Origin of the sequence: Vibrio aestuarianus (genome assembly GCF_012395185.1) — a bacterium.
GTDB classification, from domain to species: Bacteria; Pseudomonadota; Gammaproteobacteria; order Enterobacterales; family Vibrionaceae; genus Vibrio; species Vibrio aestuarianus.
Map to the genome: position 1 here is coordinate 1 of NZ_JAAZTU010000034.1, position 23,077 is coordinate 23,077.

Here is a 23,077-nt window from a genome sequence, read left to right on the forward strand (position 1 = left end):
CCAGACGATGGCGTGATCAACAAAGACGAGCTGGGTAATGACCAGGTTCAAGTGAAGGTTGACGTGAACCACGCCGAGTTGGTTGAAGGCGGTGAAGTGACACTGACCATCAGCAATGGTGGCAGCGCAAGCACAGTAACGCTGAGCCTGAATGAAGACGGCGAGATAAGCGACAGCAACTACAGCTACAACAATGGCACCATCACGTGGACAGAAACCGTGGCCGAGGGCGCAAGCATCAAGGTCGATGCAACGCAGACCGACCGCGACGGCAACGTGTCGCTACCAGGCAGCGACGAAGCGAAAGTGGATACCACGGCGGACGCCGGTGCGCCCAGCGTGAGCATCGTGGATGACAACAATCCAGACGATGGCGTGATCAACAAAGACGAGCTGGGTAATGACCAGGTTCAAGTGAAGGTTGACGTGAACCACGCCGAGTTGGTTGAAGGCGGTGAAGTGACACTGACCATCAGCAATGGTGGCAGCGCAAGCACAGTGACGCTGAGCCTGAATGAAGACGGCGAGATAAGCGACAGCAACTACAGCTACAACAATGGCACCATCACGTGGACAGAAACCGTGGCAGAGGGCGCAAGCATCAAGGTCGATGCAACGCAGACCGACCGCGACGGCAACGTGTCTCTACCAGGCAGCGACGAAGCGAAAGTGGATACCACGGCGGACGCCGGTGCGCCAAGCGTGAGCATCGTGGATGACAACAATCCAGACGATGGCGTGATCAACAAAGACGAGCTGGGTAATGACCAGGTTCAAGTGAAGGTTGACGTGAACCACGCCGAGTTGGTTGAAGGCGGTGAAGTGACACTGACCATCAGCAATGGTGGCAGCGCAAGCACAGTGACGCTGAGCCTGAATGAAGACGGCGAGATAAGCGACAGCAACTACAGCTACAACAATGGCACCATCACGTGGACAGAAACCGTGGCCGAGGGCGCAAGCATCAAGGTCGATGCAACGCAGACCGACAGCGACGGCAACGTGTCTCTACCAGGCAGCGACAACGCGAAAGTGGATACCATTGTCCTAGCTGAAATCGATATTCTCAATATTGCAGAAGATCATAGAATTAGTGCGTCAGAGGCAAATGGTGATGTTCTAGTTGTGGGTTTTGCGAATAAAGATGCTCAACCAGGTGACAAAATTGATTTTTACATCGGTAATAAATTGATCGGTTCTGGTGTTGTGTCAAACGTCCCACATTTAGATAGTAGTAATAACCAAATTGGTTACAAGTTTGAATCTATAGTCAAAGGTTCAGATCTCATTCCAGAAAATATCACTGAAGGTAGTGCAATTCTAACAGCCAAACTAACGGTTACAGATACTGCAGGTAACACTACTGTAGCGACTACAACTGAGCCGTACTTCTTTGATGTCATTGCACCTGATTCACCGACGATAACTAAGGTGACGGATGACTCTGTCGCTTCAGATTACTCGACTGTCACTTTACATGGTACTGGTAGTGAGCCGGGCAATACCATTGAAGTGTTTGCTAAAGATGCCAACGGCAATTATGTTTCTATTGGAACTGCGCAAGTTGTTGATGGAAATCCTAAACCTACTTGGACTTTGGATATTTCGAATGAAGCTGCGATTCCATTGAATGATAACGAGTTCCTGTATGCTAAAGAAACCGACCCCTTTGGTAATACCAGTGAAGCATCGAAAATTGTTCATTACTACCATGGTACTTATGATCCGGCTCTTTCAGAGGTGACGGATGACTTCGTTTTACTTGGTAAGGGTGATGATTTACTGAAAGTCGACCAAGATGATGCTAACGATATGTTAGTGGCTGATGGTGGTGCAGGGACTGATACCGCTCAGTTTAATTTCGCTTCTGATGCAGCAACATTTATGCTTAACAGCGACGGCTCTGTGACTATTACTGAAAATAATGGTGACGTTAATACCTTTATCGAGTTTGAGCAGTTTAAATTTACAGACGGTACTAAGAGCTTCTCTGAACTCTTCGCTCCAATAGTCACTCTCGAAAGAGACAATGACGAGATTATTGACAGTAATAGAGACAGCGTTGGATTCACTGTCAAACTTCCGATTGGTGCGATTGTTGGTGCTACTTTATTACTTGTTATCGAAGGGAATCAAACGTCTATAGAACTTAATGCTTCACATATTGCCGCAGGAGTAATCACTCAGAGCATTTTAACTTCGGATATTGAAGGTGATGAATTAACGATTTCTGCCGAACTTCAATATCCGGGTCAAGATAGTGGTATTGAGTTTAAAGATAGTGATGCACTTGGTGTCAATACATTACCAGTGGCAAAAAATGATGATGTTGCGACTGATGAAGATAAGACGATCACGATTAATGTTTTAGGTAATGACAGCGATGCGGATAATGATGCATTAACCGTTACTGCGATAGTCCCTGCTGAACAAGGTTCGGTTAGTATTGTTAATAATCAAGTCGTGTTTACGCCAGCAGAAAACTTCACAGGTAAAGCGACGATCAGTTACACGATTACGGATAGCCAAAAAGGTTCCTCTGCTGCTGTTGTGGAAGTGGCTGTAAATTCTATTAACGATGCACCTGAGCTTACTGGTGATCTGAGTGCAAGCATGGATGAGGCGGGGACATATACTCTTACTGCTGCTGATTTAGGCTTTAAAGATGTCGACGACAATGCAGATGGCGTTGTATTTACCATTAGTAATTTAAGCAGCGGCTTGGTTTATGTTGATGGTGTGGAAGCTACTATTTTCACGGGAACCCAGCTTCAAGCCGGTTTAGTGACCTTTGTTCATGATGGTTCTGAAACCTTAACTGCTTCGTTTAGTGTGAATGTTGAAGATGGCAATGAAGACAACAGTGAACCAGTAAATAGTACGTTTGAGTTTACCGTTAATCCGGTTAACGATGCACCTACAGCTGCGGGTGGAAATGTTGATGCTCTAGAAGATTCAGTTACCAATATTCAGTGGGCGTCTCTTGGTGTATCAGATGTTGATTCTGCAGAAGCTGCTCTTGGTGTAATAATCACGTCGCTACCAATTAACGGTATTCTCGAATATAAAGATGGTGATAATGGTTGGAAGCCAGTACAGGAAGAGCAAACCCTCGATAAAGCGACGTTCGATTCGAATCAAGTAAGGTTCATTCCTGCTGCTAATGAATCAGGTAGTGATGTCTACAATGAATCAGGCATTGGAGATCAGAATAATGATTATGTTCATATTGGTTTTAAAGCAACAGATGGTCAGATTAATAGCATTACAGAATCAACCTTAATCATTGATATTAAACCAGTGGCGGATGCTCCCAACTTAGATATTGTTGAACCTGATCTTGTGTTACCGCAACAGGTATTTAACGTATCAACTTGGGATAATGTCGTAATTGCTGCTAAGTATGGTCTTGGTAATGGAGTCTCTGGAGCTGAGCTTATCGCACACTTATCTGCCCTAGACGCATCGGTAGCTAGTCAGAGTACCACTGCAAATGCGGAAGATAGTGCAAGTAATGCAACATCACCTAACCAAGCCGTTCTCCTAACAGGTCTAGTTTATCTTGAAGCTGGTACCAGTTATGATTTCGTGGGACGAGGTGATGATAGCCTTGCGATTACAATTGGTGGGCAGTTGGTTGATCAGGCTCGTTGGGGCGTTTCTAGCGGGCAGATCATCGGTAGTGAATTTACTCCACAAATATCCGGTTATTATCCAATTTCTATCTATCACCATAATCAGAATGGACAAGGTAATTTTGATGTTAATGTCTCTATTGATAATCAATCTGCTGTAAATTTAAGTAATAGTAACCTTTCTATAGTTACTAATGTTGATGCTTTAGAAGCTTCTGAGCTAAGAATTTCAGGACTGCAAGTCGATGAAAATGGCGTAGAGTACTACGATGTTTACCAGGTTAATGAAGGTCGACAAGATAGCGCAATACCTCTCTCAGAGATTGATGCTTCACTGAGTGATATTGATGGTTCAGAGTCTCTGGCTATCTTACTCAGTGGTTTACCGCAAGGAGCAATAATCAGTGATGGTACACATAGTGTTACGATCAGTACTCAAGGTAATGTTGATGTTTCAAATTGGTCTCTTGACTCATTAGTGGTAACACCGCCACTGGGTAGCCATGATGATTTTACCATCACAGTTACTGCGACCAGCACAGAAAAAGCGAATGGTGATCAAGCTCAGTCGACACAAGATATCCATGTGGTTGTACATGAACAGTCTCCGACGGTTACACAGAGCGATCATTATAGTGGCAACGAAGATCAAGTTATCACGGGTAATGTACTTCTCAATGATAGTGATGAAGATGATGCGTTGAGTATCACTAAAATCTCCGTTGAAGGTCAAGAGCATCAGGCTGGTCAGTTTATAGAGATTGATGAAGGTATTTTGGTCGTTAGTGCTAACGGTAACTTTAGCTTTGAGCCAACGCAGAATTGGTCTGGAACAGTACCGACGATTGTATATACAACGAATACAGGTAAAACAGATACCTTAACGATAGAGGTTAAGCCTGTTGCTGACGCGCCAAATGTTACGGCAGTATTCGGGGATACAATTAACAATAATGTATCTTTGAGTAGCGAATTACATCTAAAGTTGGTTAATGCAGACTCTTCTACGACATTTACAGCAGAAGAGTTAAATGAGCTTGGGCAGTCTTTAAATGGTTCATTTATGGGGGCCAATATCGTTGGTTCCGGCTTAAATGACATTATTATTGGTACTAATGATGGTGATTCATTATCCGGTGAACAAGCTTATTGGAATGGTAAAGATTGGGTAACAACAGGTAATGATATCTTTATCGGTGGGGCTGGCAATGATGCTATTTTTGGCGGAAACGGCTCTGCAACTGATTTAGGGCTAGATACGGTCGTATATAGCGGTAATCTCGCTGACTACACTCTTGATTTTTACAATAATCACGGGAATTCATCAAAACCGTATTGGCATGTTAGTGACAGTAATGAACATGATACTCAGAATACCAACAATCCATATTCAGAAGGCGAGCATCTTTACGAAATTGAACGCCTTATCTTTGCTGATGCCATAGTCGAGCTTAATCAAGATGGTACCTATACCGTTGTTCAAGAAGCAGAAACTGAATTTAATCTTGCAGCATCTTTGGCAGATAGAGATAGCAGTGAATTCCTCGATGAAATTCAAATCAACGGTCTTCCTGATGATGCAAAAATTATCAACAAAGATACAGGTGAAGTGCTAGGTCGTTTCCAGGAGGTTGATGGGGAGCACATTTGGATTATTGATGTTCAAGGTATAGCAACTCAACATATCAATTACGATAACCTCGTAGTGCGTTATTCATCAGCAGACCCACTGGATGTTGATGTTACTGTAGTGGCGAAAGAGACTGCTCTTGCCGATTCTGATTTAGGTGCAAGCACAACAGTTAATGTAGCATCAAGCAGTGATGTCAATGCCGATCAGGGAGGAGCGGTTCCTACAACTCTTATTACACTAGCTCTTGATTCATCAGGAAGTATGAATACAAAACCACTAGTCAGTGACTTAGATCAAGATGACCCGGATAGACACAAAACTCGAATGGAGTTGGTACTTGAAGCATCTATTTCGCTATTGGAAAATGTTCAATCTCAACAAGGCTCAGATAAAGCACTAGTCCAGTTAGTGGACTTTGATAACCAATATACTGAAAAATCTGATAGTCACGCTGTTTCATTAGGTTGGTATACGGTGGACAATGCACTTGCTTTGCTACGGGATGTCATAAAAGGAATGGATAAGGCAAACGGTAATAGCTACTCAGGCTTGTTTGACCCTGAAGGTGGTACTGATTATGAAGAAGCTGTATATGCCATCATGAATGGATATAAAGATAGTCAATTCCCTTCAAATATAATTGGTCAAACTAATGACGTAATTTACGTCATTAGTGATGGAGAAAATAACAGTGGTTGGAGTTCTCAGGTTAACCAACTATGGAATGAGTTTATTGAAGGCAAGCTAGTAACAGCGGTTGGTGTCGGAAGTGAAGATAGTATCCCTAAATCGGGTCTAAACGAGTTGGCAGGTGCAAATGGGGAAGTGGTATTCATCCCAGACTCTGAAATAAAAGCGACACTACCACAACTGCGCCCAACTATCGGCCACATAGGTTCACTATTACTTGCAATATCTGGTATGGATGCAAATGAAGTTGTGATTGATGCGACTAAGGCTCAGATACTTCAGACAATAGACAGTAATGGTAACATAGAAAATCAACCGTCTGGGTTAGATTTTCTTGTTGATAATATAGGTAAAGAGCTTGTTGTTGAGACTCAATATGGTGATTTCCGAATTGGACAAGATGGTTCTTACTTCTTCCAACCAAATCAAGGTGCACCAACCATTGAATCTGGTAAGTCAGTTGCATTTGAAGTATTAATTACTGTGAAAAATGCAGCGGGTATTGAATCAGAACAACTCGTTACGCTTAACGTTAACCATAATGGAGAAATCAATCCATCAACAACTTCATCATTTAATGCATCTACTGGGGATGACCAATTTCGAGGAACAGATAATCATGACATTATCCTTGGTCATGAAGGAAACGACGTATTGGATGGTAGTTTAGGTGATGATATTCTATTTGGTGGAGCCGGTGATGATATCTTAATTGGAGGCTATGGTAACGACATCCTAACTGGTGATGAAGGTGCTGATATCTTCAAATGGGTTGATATGGATACGGCGACTGACAGAGTGATAGATTTCAATGCCGCGGAAGGTGATCAGTTAGATCTGTCTGATTTGTTCTCTGATATGGAAAAAGACGATATTACGGCTTTGCTTAACGATTTGAGTTCTGGAGATAATGAAGGCCATGTAAATGGTGTCGACGTGATTATTACCCAAGATAACTCGGCTGCGACCTTGAGCGTCAGTAAAGGTGGTGAAAAACTCACTATTGATTTCGATGGAGCATCCGCCGTCGACATTACTTCTAATTTGATGGATAACTTAAATCATTTAAAGGATTAAAATAAGAAAACCGGAGCTTGAAAGGGCTCCGGTTTTTTATGTTGTCTGGATATCTTTGGTTACTGCTAGAGTGAATAGTTGTTTGCTGTGCTTGGTATTATAAAACCTTACAAGCAAACCCTTTCAAATAAAAACCTTCAGGATAGGCTGAATCTGTAAGGTGGTCGGCAGCTTGCTCGAATCTCTCTACAAACTTAACGCTGCGGCCTGCATCCAAGGCGGCATCAGCAATTATTTTTTGAAATAGGTCGGTTCCCATTAAGCCAGAGCATGAGTAGGTAAGCAGTGTTCCGCCTGGCTTTAAAATTTGCATGGCGAGCATGTTAATATCTTTATAACCATTTGCCCCTGACGTTAAGTTATTTTTGCTCGATACAAATTTTGGTGGGTCCATGATGACCACATCAAATTGTGTACCTTGATCACGGTACTCACGTAGCAATTTAAAAACATCGGCATTCAGGAAAACGGCTCGTTTTTTAGAAATATCAAAATTGTTAATTTCAGCATTATATTTAGCGGTATCTAGTGCTGGCTGAGATACGTCGGCATTGATAACACGCTGTGCACCACCTTTTAGGGCGTATAGGCCAAAACCTCCCGTGTAGGAAAAGCAGTTAAGAACCTCTTTATTTTTAACATATTTTAAAGATTTTTGGCGGCTATCTCGTTGATCAAGGTAGAAACCAGTTTTGTGTCCACCAATAATATCGACGCTTATTTTTACCCCATTTTCTTCAATGATGATTGATTTTGGCGGTTCTTGACCGTGAAGCACACCGGTTGTTTCTTCAAGACCTTCTTTTTTACGCACCGCGACATCTGAGCGCTCGTAGATACTGCATTCAGGGAAAACTTGGATAAGGGCATCAACGAGCGAGGATTTGTGGAACTCGGCACCAGCACTAAGTAGTTGGCAAACTAGGTAGTCTTGATATTTATCGATGGTTATCCCAGGTAAGCCATCTGATTCAGCAGCAATAAGTCTAAAACCTGTCAAGCCATCTCGCGCGATAATATCTTCACGTACTAGTAAAGCGTCTTTGATTCGTTGAACAAAGAAATCCGTATCAATTTCTCTTTTGTCAAAGCTCCACACGCGCGCTCTAATTTGAGAGGTGGGGGAATAGGCTGCTTTAGCTAACCACTGGCCGTCATGGGTAAGTACATCTACCGTTTCACCGAGGCCAGGTTCACCTTCAACCTTATTGATTCCTCTCGAGAAAATCCAAGGATGTTTACGGCGTAAAGACTTTTCTCGGCCTTTTACTAGATAAATTGCAGGTGTCATAGGTTACTCGATGAAATATTCAAAATGGGGGCGTATTTTCATAGAAAAGGTTATGGAAAGCAAATAAAGAAACGGAGATACGCTATATGTTGGATTGCTAATTACTTGATCTTAAAAAGTCATCATTCATTACGATTTTTAATCAATGGGATATCTATCAATTCAAAGAGCATTTATCTATTCCATAATATTAAATAAATGATAGGTTTGTTGGGTTTAGGTTCAAATTACCAATGTATATGGTTTAGATGAGATAGCGAGGTATTCATGGCGACGCAATGCGATAAATTTGTAGTCTCAGGAATAGTGCAAGGGGTTGGTTTTCGTTACCATACAGCACATTATGCCTTGAAACTAGGTTTAACAGGGTACGCTAAAAATTTAAATAATGGTGATGTAGAAGTGATAGCCGTTGGAGATAGCGACAACATAGAACAGCTTTACCAATGGATTAAACAAGGACCAAAGACAGCGCAGGTTGAGTTTGTGATGCGTGAAAGTGGTTTTGCTTCTGAAAGTTTTAAAGGTTTTGAAATACGATAAGGCTATTTAGTGAGCCTTATCGTATATATCTTATAAGCACTTCGCGGGTTTAGGCAGGCCTGCTAGTTTGGTTGCTTGTTTAGCGGGGCCTTGTTTAAATAGCTTAAACAAATACTTACTATTACCTTTTTCTGGTCCGTGTGCTTTTTCCATGGCTTTTACAAGCATGCGTACAGCAGGGGACGTATTAAATTCTTCATAAAATTGGCGAACAAAGTGAATGACTTCTAAATGCGCATCCGTCAATTCGATCTCTTCATGATTAGCTAAAATTTGGATCATGCCTTCTTCCCACTGAGTGTGGTCAAGCAGGTAACCTTGAGCGTCAGTTTCGATGATTTTACCGTTGTATTCGAACATGTGAGTTCCTCAAATAACGATTTGCCGCTAGGGTATATCACGGTATGGCTGATCTCAACTATTTAGAAAGTAAAAAGCCCGAAAGCGTTCGCTTCCGGGCTTTTTCTAAACGGCTAGATTAGTCGTCGTTCATGATACCTAGAATGCTCAGTAAGCTGATAAACAGGTTCAAAATATTCAAATACATTGAGATAGTTGCATTGATGTAGTTAGTTTCTTCACCTCGCACGATACGGCTTGTATCAAACAAAATAAAGCCAGAAAATACGAGCGCTGAAATGCTACTAATAGCAAGTTGAGCTACTGTTGAGCCAACAAAGATATTAATAAGTGCCGCAACAATAACGATGATAAGACCAGCCATTAAGAAACTTCTCATGAATGAAAAGTCTTTTTTAGTCGTTATGGTATAAGCGGATAGACCCATAAAAACTAGGCCAGTCAAACCTAAAGCTTGAGCAATAATACTTGGACCATTTGGAATCGCCACATAATGGTTCAGCATTGGCCCCAAGGCACCACCCATTAATGTAGTAAATACAAACGTCCAAACGATACCTGAAGAAGAGTTAACTGCTTTAGGCATCACAAAGAAAAGGATTCCGATGGCGGCTAGTTGCATAACTAACGCCATCATTGATGATATTTGCATAGCCATGGTAGCCATTGCTGCAATAGCACTGGTCATTAGCGTCATTGAAAGTAAGAAGTATGTATTCTTCAATACTTTATTCGTTTGTAATGTGCTCTCTAAACTTGCTGAGCGAGTAAACATAGGGCTGTTCATAATCTTCCTCGTAAGGGTTTATGTCTTTAAGTACATTTATGGGGCTGAAAGTTCCATAAATCAAGCCCGATGTACCATTTCTTTCGTTCCATAATAGTAAAAATAGTCACGGACATGTTAATGAATGTGTAACATGATGTGTCGGTTAACATAAAAGAAAAAGAGGTGAAAAACACCTCTTTTATCAATTGGTTAGTAATTGGCAATCAAAGCTTGTTAATTAATGATGCAGAATTTGAGAAAGGAAGTTTCGTGTTCTGTCTGATTGTGGGTTTTCAAAGAACTCAACTGGGTTGTTTTCTTCAATGATTTCACCCGCATCCATAAAGATAACTCTATCGGCGACTTCTTTAGCAAAGCCCATTTCATGCGTCACACAAAGCATAGTCATGCCTTCTTCAGCCAACTCGACCATTACATCCAGTACTTCCCTAACCATCTCTGGGTCAAGCGCCGATGTTGGTTCATCAAATAACATGACTTGTGGGTTCATACATAATGAGCGAGCAATGGCAACACGTTGTTGCTGACCACCAGACAGTTGACCTGGATATTTGTCCGCTTGATCTGGGATCTTCACCCTTTCTAAATACTTCATTGCGATAGCTTCGGCTTCGCCCTTAGGCATTTTTTTGACCCAAATAGGAGCTAGGGTGCAGTTTTCCAATACAGTTAGGTGAGGGAATAAATTAAAGTGTTGAAAACACATGCCGACTTCGCGGCGAACGGCTTCGATATTTTTTAAATCTTCAGTTAACTCATTGCCTGCAACGATAATTTGACCTTTTTGATGCTCTTCAAGTCGATTAATACAGCGAATCATGGTCGATTTACCTGAGCCGGAAGGGCCACAAATAACGATTTTTTCGCCTTTTTTCACCGTTAGATTGATGTTTTTCAGTACGTGAAACTCTCCGTACCATTTATTCATATCATTAATCTGAATCATGACTTCTTCAGAGGGAGCTAGTTTGTGTTGTTGCGTCATAATACGTCCTTGAATTCTTAATTATCGTTTGTGACCAGTGTGGAGTTTGTTTTCGAGCCATATCGAGTATCTCGACATACCAAAACAAAACACCCAGAACACTAACGCGACAAATATATAACTTTCGGTCGCAAAGCCTAACCATTCAGGGTCAGTATTTGCTGCTTGTCCAATACCTAAAACGTCGAACATACCGATAATGAGTACCAAACTGGTATCTTTAAATAAACCAATGAAAGTATTCACAATTGATGGAATGGTGATTTTTAGCGCCTGAGGCAAAATAATTAAACTGATTTTTTTCCAGTAGCTCAAGCCAAGCGCATCGGCTGCTTCATATTGACCTTTTGGTATCGCTTGTAGGCCACCACGAATCACTTCAGCCATATAAGCCGCACTGAACATGACGACCCCAATCAGTGCGCGGATCAGCTTGTCGGTTTCTGAGCCTTCGGAAAGGAAAAGCGGTAGCATAACCGACGCCATAAACAGTACAGTAATCAGAGGAACGCCACGCCAAACTTCAATATATACAGTACATAAGCTACGTATAATTGGCATGTCTGAACGACGACCTAAAGCCAAGGCAACACCGATTGGTAATGACACCACAATACCGACTAAAGCGATGATCAATGTTACGAGTAGGCCACCCCACTTATGCGTATCAACAACTTCTAATCCAAAAAAACCACCGTACAGCAAAGCTGCAACCATAAATGGATAGATATTGACAAAGAATAACCATATCCATGTTTTTTTAGGCGTTTTTTCATACGCAAGTAGTACAGTGAAAATCGCTAGTGTGAAATAGAAAAGGCGAGGGCGCCAAAGTTCAGCTTCAGGGTAAAAGCCGTACATGAACTGATCCCATCTAACACTGATAAACACCCAACAAGCACCGTCACGAGTGCAATCATTACGTGTACTGCCTATCCAATCGGCATTGAATATTGCCCAATTAAAGACATACCAAATCAAGGATAGAGCTATATAACCGAGGACTAATGTAAGAACCGAGTTTACGGCGTTGTTAAAAAGGTTTTTTCGTAACCAACCGACCAGACCAACAGTATTAGCAGGAGGCGGAAGGCTAGGCTGAAATTGATGTACTTTCATCTTATCTCTCCACCAAAGCAACTTTACGGTTATAAATGTTCATTAACGCTGAGGTAACCAAGCTTAGTGTCAGGTAAACCCCCATCGTCATCGCGATAATTTCAATGGCTTGCCCAGTCTGGTTGAGTGTTGTTCCTGCAAAAACAGATACTAAATCTGGATAACCTATTGCCATAGCTAACGATGAGTTTTTCGTTAAGTTTAAGTACTGGCTGGTTAACGGTGGGATGATGATGCGTAGTGCCTGTGGAATCACAACCAGTTTCAATGTTTTTGATCTTGGTAAGCCAAGAGACATGGCTGCTTCTGATTGACCGTGATTGACGGCATTGATACCAGAACGAACGATCTCAGCGATGAAGGCGGCTGTATAAATACTAAGTGCGACAAGTAAAGCGGCCAATTCGGGGATAATACTTATACCACCCTGGAAGTTGAACCCTTTTAGTGCGGGATATTCCGCAGAGATAGGTCGACCCATAATAAAATAAACAACGACTGGTAAAATGACACACAGAGCGAAAATTATCCTGCCCATTGGTGTTTGTTGGCCGGTTAAACTTTGTCTGTTTTTAGCCCATATACCAATAATGATTGAAGTTATCAACCCGGCGATGAAGGTAAAAAATATCGCTGAACTGCCTGCTTCAAAAACTGGTGAGGGAAAGAATAGGCCTCGAACGTTAAGGAAAATTGAATCTCCTAACTGCATGCTTTGTCTTGGTGAAGGCAGTGCTTGTAAAACGGCAAAATACCAAAAGAAAATTTGTAACAGCAAAGGAATATTACGGAATGTTTCAATGTATACAGCAGCTAATCGACTCACCAGCCAGTTCGATGACAAACGAGCAATCCCAATAAAGAAACCAAGGATGGTTGCTAGAATAACACCAAGCAAGGAAACCAAAGCCGTATTTAAAAGACCAACAACAAAGGTGCGTCCATAGGAGAATGTTTCATCATATTCAACAAGAGTTAGGCCAATCCCAAAGCCAGCCTCTTGATCTAAAAAATCAAAGCCGGTCGCGATACCGCGAGCGTCTAAGTTGGAAAGTGCGTTTGACACAATGGTATAAAAGAAAAAGACCAATGCCGATACTGCAATGACTTGAAATACGACTGATCGAAAGGTGGGATTATAGAACAGGTTTGCGCTTTTCGCCGAGGGAGCCTCAGACTTAGCCGCAATAGTATTAGTAGGTTTCATACAACTATAACCTCAAATCCATTTTCTAAAAAAGGCGGCCGAAACCGCCCATTTGGGTTTGTTTCACTATTAACGGAGTGGTGGAGCGTACATAAAGCCGCCAGCGTTCCACAAAGCATTTACACCACGTGAGATTTGCAGTGGTGAGCCAGTACCAACGGTGCGCTCAAAACTTTCACCGTAGTTACCAACTTGTTTCACGATTTGGTAACCCCAGTCATCACGAATACCTAAACCTTTACCTTTAGGTCCATCAAGGCCAAGGATACGTTTGATGTTTGGATCATTTGACTTGAGCATTTCATCAGCATTTTTAGACGTGATGCCGTATTCTTCAGCGTTAATCATTGCATTCAACGTCCATTTTGCAACGTTGAACCATTTGTCATCGTCTTGACGTACTACTGGACCAAGAGGCTCTTTAGAAATAATTTCCGGAAGTACAACCGCTACATTAGGGTCTTGTAAATTTAGGCGAAGAGCATATAGGCCTGATTGGTCAGTCGTTAACACATCACAACGACCCGCGTCGAAACCTTTCGAAGTTTGAGCGGCAGTATCAAATACAACGGGCTTGTAGCTCATACCGGTATTACGGAAGTAATCGGCTAAGTTAAGCTCTGTTGTGGTACCTGACTGAACGCAAACAGACGCACCATCAAGTTCTTTGGCACTCTTGATACCAAGATCTTTTTTAACCATAAAGCCTTGACCGTCGTAGTAGTTTACGCCAACGAAGTTAAGACCTAGGGCGCTATCACGTTGTAAAGTCCATGTTGTGTTACGTGAAAGAACATCGATTTCACCGGACTGAAGTGCTGTAAAGCGTTCTTTAGCGGTTAGTGGCACATATTTTACTTTTGACTTGTCACCAAGAACTGCAGCTGCAAGTGCTTGACAATATTCAACATCAATTCCTTCCCATTCACCTTTAGAGTTTGGGTTTGAGAAGCCCGGTAGACCAGTACTTACGCCACAAGTCAAAACGCCTTGTGAAAGAACTTTATCTAGGGTGCTGTCTGCAGCAGAAGCTGTTGTCGCCATCATGGCAGTAGAAGCCGCTACAACTGAAGCAAGAAGTGTTAGTTTATTCGCCATTTGTATCCTTCCTGTATGATCCATGTTAAACCAGGTGACACCTGATACAACGTAGTAAAAATATTGTGTTTCTTATTTCATTTGGCTGTGTTTGCACATAAAAGCACATTTATAAATCAACCGTTTATAAGCGTAGATAAGGATTTGTATTTTCTCAAATGCATAATTTGAAAAGATTTTTGATTAGAGTCACAAACCTAAGCTGCGGTTAGAATGACTAAATGTTAAGTGAATGTAAATAGTGCAACAGTGACCAAGAGTAGGGCAACAGATGGAAGCAGTATCTTTATCTTTTAATATGAAATTAACATTTGTATCATTAGATGGCTGTGGAGTTTTTCACTAGAACTTGTTGTAAATTTAGTCAATAATTATTTTGCAGTGGATCTTTGGTGTCGTCGTTGCCCTATTTTTGGTAGCATCTAGCGAATAGTTATTTACTTTATTCATGGAATGAAATGCAGTATTTTCCCCTGTTTCTAAATTTGAACGATAAACCGGTGTTGGTTGTTGGTGGTGGTGAAGTTGCGTGTCGAAAAGTCGATGCTTTAATCCGAGCTGGCGCTCTTGTCACGATTGTATCGCCTAAAATAGAGCCATACTTGTTAGAACTCGTTGAGCAAAAGCGTTGTCAATGGGTGCAAAATTTCTACTCATCCGAGTTACTCACTAACGATTATTTGCAAGTATGGGCAACGACGGATAACCCTTCGTTGAATCATCAAGTGCATAAAGATGCGAAAAATTCTCGAATTTTAGTCAATGTAGTTGACGATCAACCGTATTGTGATTTCATTACCCCTTCGATGATCGAGCGTGGGCGAATTCAAATTGCGATCTCAAGTGGGGGAGCATCTCCAGTTTTAGTTCGCAATATCCGAGAAACACTAGAGGCAGTGTTACCACAAAACTTATCATTATTGGCAGATTTTGGCTCATCTAAGCGAAATTCGATCAAACAGTCGCTAGCTTCTGTGTCGGAACGACGTAAGTTTTGGGAAGAGTTTCTCGCTGAGCCTAAAGTTGAAAATGCAAAAAATAGAGAGGATTTGGAGGCGCTATACCAACAAGCTTTGAAGCAACCTATTGATAATGAAGGGCAATGTACATGGATCAATTTTGGTGATGATGTAGAGCTATTACCGATTAAAGCGCTCCGTTATATGCAGCGTGCAGAGATCGTATTTTTTGAAGAAAACTGCCCATTTGAGTTTATTGACCTCGTCCGTCGGGATGCGGAAAGGGAAAGTTTCCAAGATGCAGCGCAGCTTGCAGAAAAATTAAACCAAGCGAGAGCAGAAAAACGACGAATTTGTGTGTTGATGCCTAAGCAGGCAACAGATTACACACTGTTAATAGGGGCAGATTTAACCTTATAGCTATTAGCCGTTCGTTAGGTTTAAAGCTTCAATCGAGTATGCAAATTGCTTGAATAAAAATAAGCCACCGATATGCGGTGGCATTTTTAGTTAGTCTCGGAAATTCTCGTATTGGAAGGGTTGTCCCATATCCGATTCACGCATAAGTGCGATTACCGACTGTAAGTCGTCTCTCTTCTTACCTGTGACTCGTACTTTATCACCTTGGATTGATGCTTGAACTTTTAGCTTTGCATCTTTAATCGCTTTCACTACTTTCTTCGCTGTTAAGGTATCCACTCCTTGCTTAAACTGGACATCTTTGTGCCAACGTCTGCCTGTACCAACAGCTTCTTTGGCATCTATGGAGTTTGCGTCGACTCCTCGTTTTGCAAGGTTTCCGCGTAAGATATCCATCATCTGGTTCAGTTGGAAATCATGCTCAGCAGAGAGTTTTACGGTTTCATCTTTGAGTTCAAAACTGGCTTCAACATTTCTAAAGTCAAAGCGAGTAGCCAGTTCACGGTTTGCATTGTCGACAGCGTTACGAATTTCAACATTATCGACTTCTGAAACGATATCAAAAGAAGGCATGGTAGTTCCTTATATTTATTTTAAGTTGCGGCGGTCTGCGATTGCTTTAGCAAGCATATCAAGCATGGTCACTGTTTCATCCCAGCCTAAGCAAGGGTCAGTGATGGATTGGCCGTAAGTTAGGTTATCTAAGTCGTGCATTGGTTGATTGCCTTCAATAATAAAGCTCTCTGCCATAATGCCTGCGACAAAATCTTTTCCTGCTCTAATTTGCGTACAAATATCAGCAGCAACCTCGATTTGTTTGCTGTGCTGCTTCTGGCAATTGGCGTGACTAAAGTCGACAACAAGTCGTTGTGGTAAATCAAATTCGGCCAATTGCTGACAAGCTTGCGCTACGGAATCTGCATCAAAATTAGGCCCGGTATCGCCACCGCGTAAAATGACGTGACCATAGGGATTACCGGTGGTGCGGTATACTGTCATACGGCCATTTTTATCTGGTGAGTAAAAATAGTGCGAAGCTTGTGCAGCGCGAATAGCATCAATAGCAATTTTGATATTACCATTGGTACCATTTTTAAAACCAACCGGACACGAAAGCGCAGAGGCCATTTCACGGTGAATTTGAGATTCAGTTGTACGAGCACCGATTGCTCCCCAAGTGATGAGGTCAGCAATATATTGACCGGTAATCATATCGAGAAATTCAGTGGCTGTTGCTAAGCCTAGCTTATTGATATCAAGTAATAGCTGACGTGCTTTATTAAGGCCGGTTTCTAGTGCGTATGAGCCATCTAAATTTGGATCGGTAATTAAACCTTTCCAACCAATTACAGTTCTTGGTTTTTCAAAATAGGTACGCATAACAATGAAAAGCTCTTTATCGTATTGAGCTTGAATTGAACTTAAACGGCGTGCGTAATCTAAAGCGGCTTCAGTATCATGAACTGAGCATGGTCCAACGATAACAAGTAGACGATCATCTTGACCCGTGAGGATATTTTCAATTTGACGACGTGAGTTGGCAATACGCTCAGCAACATCATTTGTGATCGGATGCGCATTTCCAAGTTCTGCTGGTGTTGGCATCGGACCCATTGCTTGAGTTCTTAATTCATCTGTTTTTAATGGCATACTAAAGCCTGTACTCTTATTGCGAAGCGCTAAAGATAGCGGAATTGGCAAGAGGAATAAACTGTAAAACGGAAAACTTATTATCGATAATGTGTAAAGTGAAAAGTTATTCAATTTATTTTCATAAATATCTAATTTTATTCTTGTATTCGATCTTCGCTATAGGTATTTTCCAGATTAAGATAATAAAAAGTGTTAGGGAGCAGTAATGAGTTTGACACAAAATAACACGATGCATGCACAGTTAGTTCTTGGTGATGCTCTTCCAGCGGCCATAGAAACGAGTGGAAACGCTCAACATCTTTATGTCTCACTGTCAGATATCATATTGGATTCGCTATTTTATCACCCATCGATTGAGCAGCATTTTGCGAATTTATCAGAGCTAGAACAAGAATCGGCGCAGTCGATTCTCAATGATAAAGAGGTTTCGGAACACTTTACCGCAACGATTGTGGATAAAGTATTGTCAGCGGTGCAAGAGTCACATCAAACGATTCGAGTTTGTTTAAGTGATGCTGATAGCTATGCATACAAAGCATTGCTTGGTGGCTCGGTTGAACCCGAGGAAATCAACCCAGCTATGGGAGTGAGAGGTGTTTCTCGCTTTGCTTCTCAGCAGTATGCAAAAGCATTTTCCTATGAGTGTTCGGTGATTAAAGCTTTACGCAATGCGGGTGTGAATGTAGAAATTGTCGTGCCGTTTGTTAGAACATTGAGCGATGCGGCTACGATCATCGACCGTCTTGCAGAGCAAGGATTACCGCGTGGTTTGCAAGGTTTGAAAGTACATTACTCTTGTGATGTGCCTTCGGCGGCGTTGTTAGCAGAGCGTTTAATGCACTATTTCGATGGCATCACAATTAATATTGATAATCTAACGCAATACACTTTGGGCATCGATAAGAACAATGCTGCACTTGCGCATCTATTTAATCCTGAAAGTGAAGCCGTTGTTGCACTATTGGACTTAGCTGTCAAAGCTGCTTGCCTCGCCAAAAAGCCGATTCTAGTGGTTACGCAATCTCTAGCCGACTATCCAAAACTTCAAGAGCATTTAGTGGAAAATACACAAGCAGATGTTGTGGTAAAAATATAATGAATTCAGCTGAGCGTATAATAGTTACGCTCAGCTCTTACTTTTAGTAACAATTTATTGACATTTATCGCGCTGTAATTTGAACTGGTCCGACAACTATATAAAAAGGTCAGTTTATATGCTCTCCCCACTTACCAAAGCAAACCTCTACTTAAGCCTATTTGGCTTTTTCAAAGTACCACTTATTTGGTCATGCCGTCCCAAAATTTTGCAGTTGAATGATCAGTCGGTTGAGATCAGAATTCCTTTAAAGCGGCGCAATAAAAACCACTTAAATAGTATGTATTTTGGTGTACTTGCGGTTGGTGCTGATGTAGCAGGTGGTTTTATGGCCATGCATAAAGCTGAACAACGGGGCAGCAAAGTTTCTTTGGCTTTTAAAGCCTTACAGGCTGAATTCTTAAAACGTCCTGAGGCCGATGTGCATTTTCATTGTCATGACGGTCAGCTCATTGACAGCATGCTGGATGAAACAATAGCCACTGGAGAGCGTGTTAATCAGATAGTGAAAATTACTGCAACATGTCCTACTTTACATGGCGATGAAGTTATGGCTGAGTTTCTTTTGACGCTATCTCTAAAGCGAATAGGGAAGTAAAACCATTAGATTGAATTGGACGTTACCCATCCAATTCAATTTGTTCAACATCGACAATTTTGCTGCGATTAAGCACTATTTTCCAACGATAGTAGCGCGCTTTACCTTGGTGGTTATCTTCTTTAATGATCAAGTTTAGTAAGTGCCGTTTTTCAACGGACTCGCGGCTGACTTGTCCACCGTTTAATTGGTAGATTCTGTTTGAGCCTTTGTCTATTAAACGAGTGATGGGGCGAAGATCAACCTGTAGCGTTTCACGTGTTTCTTCATAGCCGCTCATAAAACGAGAAGTCGACATTTGCGTTTCGGATCGATAATGCAGTACCTGCTCCTCACGTTGGACTACTCTCTTTTTGCGTATCGCTTTGATTCTATCGGGTAACTTATTGAGGTTCGTATAGTCTAGCCACTCTAGCTTATGTCCTACCGTTTTTCCTGTGGTTGGGTCTATGTAACGGCGTTTCCACTTAGGTTTACCCCGACGAATCCAACGCCATAGTATGTCTCGTAAGTCGTCTTTAAATATTTCGCGAAGCGCATAAACAAATGACATGGCGATGATGAAGGAAGCCGTAATTTCTCCCCAATAATCGCGAGCGGTAATCGCAATAATGGTAACAAAAAGCATGACTAATCCTGTTGCGATGCCTTTTACTGCCCGTTTCATATTGCTACCTAAAGACGTTACTTTCTCATTGAGTACGATTGGGTGCTCAATCAATCGTCTAAGCAGACGCATTTTATTGCTTAACCGAGTGATGTCATCGCCAGCTTTTGCTGAATTGTAGTTATTTAGCTTACGGTGTGCTTGTTCTTTCTCGACTAAAGTAATTAAACGCTCTTTGATGGTTTTATAATCGCCATCACGATTCATATGTGCTACCAGCGAGAGAAACTTTTGTTCTGTGTACCAAGATAGGTAGTTATCGATGTTGGCGTAATAGCGCTTTAAGTTTTCTTCGTAAGGAATGCTTCGACGTAACTTTTTAAGGATGTCCAAAGAGAGCTCAATGACGCTATCCACCTCATCTTCTGTGACGCTGTCACTCGTTGTGGTCAAATGAACCACTGCTTTGTCCAATGCAATCACATATTGATAAGCGAATAGGCTTAAACTGACGCGATATTGAGTCGAGGAGAGTCGACCGCGCTGAGCAAGGCGGCTATGCACCAAAGGCAGTAAAGTTTTATCACTGTAATAGGCACGTTTTTGATGGATAGAGCTATAGTAGAATTCTGACTCAGGCAGAATTTCGGGAGTTAAACCTAAATCACCAGGAATGAATAGATAAATGTCCAGATCAACCTCTTTGCTCTGGGACGTGGCATGTGAAATTTTAAGCGTAATCGCGTCTTGTTTATCTACATTAACCAAAGAAAGCTCCTGAAAAAATTACTTATTTTTCTCCTTCAATGGGGGAAAGGATAACAGAGATCACGTATAATCTCTGTAAAATTGAGGTGAGACAAAGTAAATGATTAATGTTGGTCAAATAAACAGTTTAGAAGTCGTGAAAATTGCCGATTTCGGCGTGTTTTTAGATGCAAGTGATTTTGGTACGACGTTACTACCGAATCGATTTGTACCCGAAGGTGTTGAGTTAGGGCAACAAATTGATGTGTTTTTGTATTTTGATTCAGATAATCAGCTAGCTGCGACAACCGAGACTCCCATTGCTAAAGTGGGCGAATGGGGTTTAATGAAAGTCGAAGGTGTTAACAGTACTGGTGTTTTTGTTGATTGGGGAGTCAAGGATAAAGACCTATTGGTTCCTTACAGTGAACAACGAGCGCGCTTTACTGAAGGGCAGACCATTCTGGTTTATGTTTATACCGATAAGGCTTCTGGTCGTATTGTAGGGACAACAAAGTTCAATAAAGTATTGGATAAGACTCCGGCTAATTACACGAAGAATCAACAAGTGGATCTGCTTATCGCTGAGCGTTCAGATTTAGGCTATAAAGCGATCATCAATGGTCAACATTGGGGGATGATTTTCCCATCGGATGTGTTTGGCAAGCTATTTATCGGCAAATCGTTGAAGGGGTACATTAAGAACGTTCGCGAAGATGGAAAAATTGATCTTGCTTTGCAAAAAGTTGGTGTCGAAAAAATGGATGAAATGAGCGCGAAAATCCTTGAACTTCTGGAGAAAAAAGGTGGATTCTTACCGTTAAGTGATAAGTCAACGCCTGACGCTATTTTTGCTACCTTCCGTACTAGTAAAGGCACGTTTAAGAAAAGCATTGGTGGTCTCTATAAGCAGGGCAAAATTACCATCGAACCTGACGGTATTCGTTTAGTCTAATTATTGTTGGAAGAAAAAAAAGGCCCAAAACTCAACCGTCTTTGGGCCCAGGGGAATGGCTCTTACAGAGCCTACGCTAATCACTAAAGAGTCGTGTCGTGCTTTCCTGATAAGTGTAGTCGGTATGCACGCGTTAGCGATGATTTTTTAGAATTTCATTCTATAGTTTATCCGTTTAGAATAGGTTTTTGTCTTTAACTAGCTCTCTTGGCAAGCCATTTTTAACGCGGTTACCGACCCATTTCCCTAACCCAATTACATCATTCCCGAGCTTTACGATGACTTCACCTTGGCTCGATGGTTGTTCTGGTCTGACATCTCTGCCCATGTACCAATCTCTTGCTTCATCAACCGAAAGTATGACGCAATTGGCTTCATTGCCAGTAGCTAGCGCTGTCGCGACTTGGTGTTGCCAGCGATAACCTTTCTTATGCGCTTCAGCAATTTTTATCCCCATTCGAGAAAAACGTAGTTCACCCAACATCGGCTCTAATGTGTTGGGAAATAACCATACATCGTTATCGCGCAACCATACGCTGGCGTCGCTAGGCAGCACAATATCCAGTGATTTCTTAAGCTGTAGTGCAATATCTTGCTGTACTTTGGTACTGGCTTTTTCAAATGGGAATTTACCCAAACGCTTTTTAACTTCAGGGCTTGGAACGGAACTTAATTTACGGATTTTCGCGACAAAGAAACCTTCACAATCGTAAACTTGCGGGAAGATATGCAAAAAGCCATCTTCAGTTAATGAAGCGCTGGCATTCTCAAATAAATCACCTAGAGAAACAAATTCTAACGCTTCGCCGAAGGTGGCCTTTAGATGGTGACAAACTTGTTGGTTTTCTTCTGTACTTAATGTACAGGTAGAGTAAACCATTACGCCACCAGGTTTGAGAGCATGAAAAGCACTTTCAATTAAGTCTTTTTGTGTTTCAGCAATGGAAAGTACCGACGCTTTACTCCAGTTTTTCATTGCGTCTGGATCTTTACGGATCGTGCCTTCACCAGAACAAGGCGCATCAATAAGTACTGCGTCAAATTGTTCTGGTAACCACCCTCCAAACACTCGACCATCAAAATTGCTAAGTGCACTATTGCGCACGCCACAACGCTCTATGTTGGCGTGCAGTACTTTGACGCGACTGGCTGAAAATTCATTGGCGACTAAAACACCTAAATTACCCATTTGAGCGGCTATTTGTGTGGTTTTTGAGCCGGGTGCTGCCGCCATATCTAATACAGAGTTAAAGGGGGCGCTTTCATCCATAAATAGAGCTGAAACTGGCATCATGGAGCTGGCTTCTTGAATATAAAAAAGCCCCGCCATGTGTTCAGCTGTGTTGCCGAGAGGAACTTGCGACTCATCAGCTTCAATCCAAAACCCCGTATCACACCAAGGCACTGGAGACAATTGCCATCCTTTTTCTGCTGCTCGCTGGCAAAAGTGTTCGGTAGAGATCTTGAGTGTATTGACTCGAATACTTTTACGAAGAGGGCGCTGACAAGCTGCAATAAAATCACTCATAGTGAGTTCATTGGGTAATATTGCTTCAATTGTCGTAAGAAATGCTTCTGGCAATGTTATGTTGGCGTGCAAGGTTCTGTCTCATC

At 41.8% G+C, this 23,077-nt stretch carries 17 protein-coding genes; 6 read left to right on the forward strand and 11 right to left on the reverse strand.

Going from position 1 to position 23,077, the window contains the following annotated elements; all coding sequences use genetic code 11:
- Window positions 1–12: 12 nt before the first annotated feature.
- Window positions 13–7,035: an Ig-like domain-containing protein gene (locus tag HGG78_RS14940; RefSeq protein ID WP_216835622.1), complete on the forward strand. Its 7,023-nt coding sequence runs from the start codon at window positions 13–15 to the stop codon at window positions 7,033–7,035.
- A 97-nt stretch (window positions 7,036–7,132) separates the two neighbouring features.
- On the opposite strand, the gene HGG78_RS14945 is transcribed toward HGG78_RS14940, so the two are convergent.
- The gene (locus HGG78_RS14945; RefSeq protein ID WP_168522263.1) at window positions 7,133–8,326 is read right to left on the reverse strand and encodes a class I SAM-dependent methyltransferase; all 1,194 of its coding nucleotides are present in this window, start codon (window positions 8,324–8,326) and stop codon (window positions 7,133–7,135) included.
- 267 nt (window positions 8,327–8,593) lie between these two features.
- On the opposite strand from HGG78_RS14945, the gene yccX reads away from it, so the two are divergent.
- Window positions 8,594–8,869, forward strand: coding sequence for an acylphosphatase (yccX, locus tag HGG78_RS14950; protein WP_053311586.1), 276 nt, complete (start codon window positions 8,594–8,596; stop codon window positions 8,867–8,869).
- Window positions 8,870–8,899: 30 nt separating this feature from the next.
- Here yccX and HGG78_RS14955 read toward each other — a convergent pair whose 3' ends face one another.
- From HGG78_RS14955 to HGG78_RS14980, 6 genes are all read right to left on the reverse strand, one after another.
- Window positions 8,900–9,229 (reverse strand): TusE/DsrC/DsvC family sulfur relay protein, encoded by a 330-nt coding sequence (locus HGG78_RS14955; RefSeq protein ID WP_053311585.1) that lies wholly within the window; start codon window positions 9,227–9,229, stop codon window positions 8,900–8,902.
- Between the two features lie 118 nt (window positions 9,230–9,347).
- Complete coding sequence (locus HGG78_RS14960; protein WP_053311584.1) at window positions 9,348–10,016, reverse strand: Bax inhibitor-1/YccA family protein; 669 nt, start codon at window positions 10,014–10,016, stop codon at window positions 9,348–9,350.
- A gap of 220 nt (window positions 10,017–10,236) precedes the next feature.
- Entirely contained in the window at window positions 10,237–11,004 is a 768-nt protein-coding gene (locus HGG78_RS14965) for an amino acid ABC transporter ATP-binding protein (RefSeq protein ID WP_053311583.1), read from the reverse strand.
- 21 nt (window positions 11,005–11,025) lie between these two features.
- The gene (locus HGG78_RS14970) at window positions 11,026–12,123 is read right to left on the reverse strand and encodes an amino acid ABC transporter permease (protein WP_053311582.1); all 1,098 of its coding nucleotides are present in this window, start codon (window positions 12,121–12,123) and stop codon (window positions 11,026–11,028) included.
- A 1-nt stretch (window position 12,124) separates the two neighbouring features.
- Window positions 12,125–13,330, reverse strand: coding sequence for an amino acid ABC transporter permease (locus tag HGG78_RS14975; RefSeq protein WP_172533364.1), 1,206 nt, complete (start codon window positions 13,328–13,330; stop codon window positions 12,125–12,127).
- Window positions 13,331–13,399: 69 nt separating this feature from the next.
- Window positions 13,400–14,428, reverse strand: coding sequence for an amino acid ABC transporter substrate-binding protein (locus tag HGG78_RS14980; RefSeq protein ID WP_053311580.1), 1,029 nt, complete (start codon window positions 14,426–14,428; stop codon window positions 13,400–13,402).
- Window positions 14,429–14,886: 458 nt separating this feature from the next.
- Here HGG78_RS14980 and HGG78_RS14985 point away from each other — a divergent pair, with 458 nt between their 5' ends.
- Entirely contained in the window at window positions 14,887–15,807 is a 921-nt protein-coding gene (locus HGG78_RS14985; protein ID WP_172533365.1) for a precorrin-2 dehydrogenase/sirohydrochlorin ferrochelatase family protein, read from the forward strand.
- A 90-nt stretch (window positions 15,808–15,897) separates the two neighbouring features.
- On the opposite strand, the gene HGG78_RS14990 is transcribed toward HGG78_RS14985, so the two are convergent.
- Window positions 15,898–16,380, reverse strand: a complete 483-nt coding sequence (locus tag HGG78_RS14990) for a YajQ family cyclic di-GMP-binding protein (RefSeq protein ID WP_053311577.1) — start codon at window positions 16,378–16,380, stop codon at window positions 15,898–15,900.
- Between the two features lie 15 nt (window positions 16,381–16,395).
- The gene (locus HGG78_RS14995) at window positions 16,396–17,457 is read right to left on the reverse strand and encodes a 3-deoxy-7-phosphoheptulonate synthase (protein WP_172533366.1); all 1,062 of its coding nucleotides are present in this window, start codon (window positions 17,455–17,457) and stop codon (window positions 16,396–16,398) included.
- A gap of 208 nt (window positions 17,458–17,665) precedes the next feature.
- On the opposite strand from HGG78_RS14995, the gene HGG78_RS15000 reads away from it, so the two are divergent.
- Complete coding sequence (locus HGG78_RS15000) at window positions 17,666–18,556, forward strand: putative PEP-binding protein (protein WP_172533367.1); 891 nt, start codon at window positions 17,666–17,668, stop codon at window positions 18,554–18,556.
- A gap of 118 nt (window positions 18,557–18,674) precedes the next feature.
- On the forward strand, window positions 18,675–19,154 hold the full coding sequence (locus HGG78_RS15005; protein WP_053311574.1) for a PaaI family thioesterase: 480 nt from the start codon (window positions 18,675–18,677) through the stop codon (window positions 19,152–19,154).
- A 22-nt stretch (window positions 19,155–19,176) separates the two neighbouring features.
- Here HGG78_RS15005 and HGG78_RS15010 read toward each other — a convergent pair whose 3' ends face one another.
- On the reverse strand, window positions 19,177–20,529 hold the full coding sequence (locus tag HGG78_RS15010; RefSeq protein ID WP_168522254.1) for a hypothetical protein: 1,353 nt from the start codon (window positions 20,527–20,529) through the stop codon (window positions 19,177–19,179).
- Between the two features lie 100 nt (window positions 20,530–20,629).
- Here HGG78_RS15010 and HGG78_RS15015 point away from each other — a divergent pair, with 100 nt between their 5' ends.
- A complete protein-coding gene (locus HGG78_RS15015) occupies window positions 20,630–21,463 on the forward strand; it encodes a CvfB family protein (RefSeq protein ID WP_053311572.1) in 834 nt (277 codons plus the stop codon).
- A gap of 175 nt (window positions 21,464–21,638) precedes the next feature.
- Here HGG78_RS15015 and rsmF read toward each other — a convergent pair whose 3' ends face one another.
- Window positions 21,639–23,063, reverse strand: a complete 1,425-nt coding sequence (gene rsmF, locus HGG78_RS15020) for a 16S rRNA (cytosine(1407)-C(5))-methyltransferase RsmF (protein WP_172533368.1) — start codon at window positions 23,061–23,063, stop codon at window positions 21,639–21,641.
- Between the last annotated feature and the right edge of the window lie 14 nt (window positions 23,064–23,077).